The sequence below is a fragment of the Streptomyces pathocidini genome (genome assembly GCF_001418495.1).
Classification (GTDB): Bacteria; Actinomycetota; Actinomycetes; order Streptomycetales; family Streptomycetaceae; genus Streptomyces; species Streptomyces pathocidini.
In genome coordinates this window covers 1-3789 of sequence record NZ_LIQY01000645.1, presented here as the reverse complement: position 1 = coordinate 3789, position 3789 = coordinate 1, and the positions used below count along the sequence as shown (strand labels likewise).

The following is a 3789-nucleotide window of genomic DNA, read 5'->3' as shown; positions in this document are numbered from 1 at the left end:
CCCGAGCCCCGCGCCCCCAGACCCTCCAGACGCTCCGTCATCGCCGGCGCGAGCGCCGTCACCGCCGCCGCGTCCCTCTCCGCGGCAGGCGCCCCCGCCCAGGCCGCGACCGGAAGGGCGAGCGGCAGACCCGACCGTGCGAAGCTGCGCGGACTGATCTCCCGGATGAGCCTGGAAGAGAAGGTCGGCCAGCTCTTCGTCATGCGGGTCTTCGGGCACTCGGCCACCGCCCCGGACCCGGCGGACGCCGAGTCGAACCAGGAGGAGATCGGCGTCGCCAACGCCGCGGAACTGATCGCGAAGTACCACGTCGGCGGCATCATCTACTTCTCCTGGGCGCACAACACCCGCGACCCCCGCCAGATCGCGGCCCTCTCCAACGGCATCCAGAAGGCCGGACTCGCCCAGCGCACCCCCGTACCGCTGATCATCTCCACGGACCAGGAGCACGGGATAGTGGCCCGTGTGGGCGCGCCCGCCACGCTGCTGCCGGGCGCGATGGCCCTCGGGGCAAGCGGCTCGGTCGCGGACGCGCGGACGGCCGCGCGGATCGCGGGCGCCGAGCTGGCCGCCCTGGGCATCCGCCAGGACTACGCGCCGGACGCGGACGTGAACGTCAACCCGGCCAACCCCGTCATCGGCGTGCGGTCGTTCGGCTCCGACCCCGAAGCCGTAGCCCGGCTGGTGGCCGCCCAGGTGCAGGGCTACCAGGGCGCCGGAGTGGCCGCCACCGCCAAGCACTTCCCCGGGCACGGCGACACCGCGACCGACAGCCACACGGGCCTGCCTCTCATCACCCACAGCGAGGAGGAGTGGGAGAAGCTGGACGCCCCGCCCTTCAAGGCGGCGATCGCGGCCGGGATCGACTCGATCATGACCGCCCACCTCCTCTTCCCCGCCCTGGACCCGGCCGACGACCCGGCCACGCTCTCCCGCCCGATCCTCACCGGCATCCTGCGCGAGAAGCTCGGCTACCAAGGGGTCGTGGTCACGGACTCCCTCGGCATGGCCGGGGTCCGGCAGAAGTACGGGGACGACCGCGTGCCGGTGCTCGCGCTGAAGGCGGGCGTCGACCAGCTCCTCAACCCGCCGAAGCTGGACGTCGCCTTCAGGGCGGTCGTGGAGGCGGTACGGGAGGGGGAGTTGACGGAGCGGCGCGTCGAGGAGTCGGTGGAGCGGATCCTCGAAATGAAGGCCCGCCGCGGGCTGTTCGACCGGCCCTATGCGGACGAGCCCGCCGTGCGGCGGACGGTGGGCACCCGGGCGCACCTCACGACCGCGGACCGGATCGCCGAGCGCACCACGACCCTGCTGCTCAACCGGGACGGGCTGCTGCCGCTGTCCCGCCGCAAGAGCCGGAACGTTCTCGTCGTCGGGGTCGACCCGGCCGCCCCCACAGGCACCGGCGGCCCGCCGACCGCGGTCCTGGCCAAGGCCCTGGGTGAGCTGGGCTTCGCGGCCACCGCGCTGTCCACGAGCACCGGGACCCAGCCCGACCCGGCCCAGGCGAAGATCGACGAGGCGGTCGCGGCGGCGCGCGGCAAGGACGCCGTGGTGGTCGCCACGTACAACGTGACCGCCAAGTCCTCGCAGCGCGCGCTCGTGAAGTCGCTGGTGGAGACCGGCGTCCGGGTCGTCCATGTCGCGATCCGCAACCCGTACGACATCGCGCGGCTGGACGGCTCCGGGGTGCCGGCTTCGCTGGCGACCTACTCCTGGACCGATGTCGAGATCCGCGCCGCGGCCCGGGTCATCGCGGGCAGGGCCAAGCCGGTAGGCAGACTGCCGGTGCCGGTGCCGCGGGCGGACGACCCGGAGCAGGAGCTGTACGGGATCGGGTACGGGCTCTCGTACTGACCGCACTGGCTTACGGGCCACGGGCTTTGAGGGCTCCCGCACGCGCGCGTGGGCCCGGTATTCGGCCCCTTCCAGGGCCTCCCTGTCGTGGCGGCTCCACGCGCGCGTGGGCCCGGGAACGGCGGCCGTCGTTCCCGGGCCCACTGGTGCTCAAACCGGCGGACCGGTGCGCGTCACACCGGCTCCATGGTTGCCGATCGGACCGCGACTACGGCCGCAACTCCCGCCGTACGTCCCGCTTGTCGAGCTCCCGGTCGGCCTTGGCCAGCGGCTCGGCCTGGGCCTCGCCCTCGCGGACCGCGGCCGGTGCGACGCCCGCCCACTCCAGGACCTCGGCGGTCGCCTTGGCCTTCTGGTCCTCCGTCAGCCCGGCGATGCCGGCGCCGTGGTTGCCACCCGGCGCGGTGAAGACATAGCTGTCCCGCGCGCCCTTGCCGAGGCGGAACGGCTCCGCACCCCACGGGTCGTTCTGGCCGTAGACGAAGAGCATCCGCTCGCTGTGGTGCTGGACCCAGCGGTCGACGTCGCGCATGACGCCGTTCTTCCACTTCATCGGGATCCCGCGCGGCACGTAGGCGCGGGGCGTGAAGTAGCCGGGGTAGCGCAGCAGGCCGTCGAGGTGCGCGTACTCCAGGGTGGGCGCGCCCAGTTCGGTGCCCGCCTGGTAGTAGTACGGGGTGTACGGGGCCAGTCCCTGGTCGGTGTAGAAGGAGAAGCCGGAGACCGCGTCGACGAACTCGTAGAGCGCGTCGGTGGCGGCGTCCGCCTTGGGCACGTCGGCGCAGTCGGCCTCCGAGCTGTACTGCCAGAAGGCCCACACCAGGTCCAGCACGACCGACTCGTAGGCCTTGTCGAGGCTGCCGGTGGTCTCGAAGGTGGCGCCGTTTTCTGCGGCCCACTTCGCGTAGCGGTCGGTCATCTCCTCGCGGCGCACGAGCGCTTCGCGCTGGACGGCGTTCAGCGCGTCCCGGCACTCCTTTGTGGAGACGGTTTCGAAGAACCTGTCATAGGCGGAGTCCTCGTCGTTGACGACGTCGTTCGGGGCGACGTACGCGACGGTGCCGTCCATGTCGTGCGGGTAGAAGCGGCGGTAGTAGGTGGCGGTCATGCCGCCCTTGCTGCCGCCGGTGGCCAGCCAGTTCTCGCCGTAGACCCGTTTCAGCGCCGTGAAGAGGCGGTGCTGGTCGCTGGCCGCCTGCCAGATGTCGAGTTTGGACCAGTCGGCGGGGTCGGGCCGGGACGGGGTGAAGAAGCGGTACTCCATGGAGACCTGGTTGCCGTCGACGATCCGGGTGGGCTCGCTGCGGGACGGGTTGGTGGAGACGTTGTACCCGGAGGTGTGGAAGACCGTCGGCCGGTCGGTCCCCTTGTGCAGGACGGTCAGCCGCTGCTTGAACGTGTCCTTGTACGGGTTCCGGTGGTCGACGGGCTGCTCGTACTCGAGGACGAAGTACCGGTATCCGTCGACCGGCTTCTCCTCGAGGAAGCTCATGCCAGGTATCGCGAGGAGCCGGTCCTTGATGTCGGCGGTGGCCGAGGTGTTCGCGCCTGCTGTTCCGGTCGTTGTGCTCGCGGCCTGGACGGGTCCCCCGCCGATACCGGCCATGCCTATGAGCACGGCCAGCACCGGCAGCCATCTGAGCGCCCTGCGCATTCGCCCTCCCCTGAAGTCCCTCGTAGTCCCTTGGTTCGCCCCAAAGGTGCCGTGCAACCTATCGGGGCAACTCGGGGCGCCGCCAGCCCCTTTGGCCAACAGCGGCCGGACGGCGAGGGCTCGGCACCGACCGGTTCAGCGGTGCGCGACTCGGCGGCGAGCGGCTCGACAGCGCGCGCTCGCAACGCCAGCGGCCACCGGTGGGCGGCTCGGCAGCACAGCGGCTCAGCAGAGCCAGCCGGAGCTGACCGACCGGGAGCCGACACCGCCGCGTACGA

General features: G+C 71.7%; 2 protein-coding genes. One reads left to right on the top strand and one right to left on the bottom strand.

Features of this window, described 5'->3' with window-relative positions:
• Positions 1–1857 (top strand): glycoside hydrolase family 3 protein (locus AOK16_RS23990; protein ID WP_240483728.1); only part of this gene is annotated, 1857 nt, incomplete at its 5' end.
• Positions 1858–2065: 208 nt separating this feature from the next.
• Here AOK16_RS23990 and AOK16_RS23985 read toward each other — a convergent pair.
• Entirely contained in the window at positions 2066–3511 is a 1446-nt protein-coding gene (locus tag AOK16_RS23985) for a S28 family serine protease (protein WP_055474207.1), read from the bottom strand.
• Positions 3512–3789 lie beyond the last annotated feature (278 nt).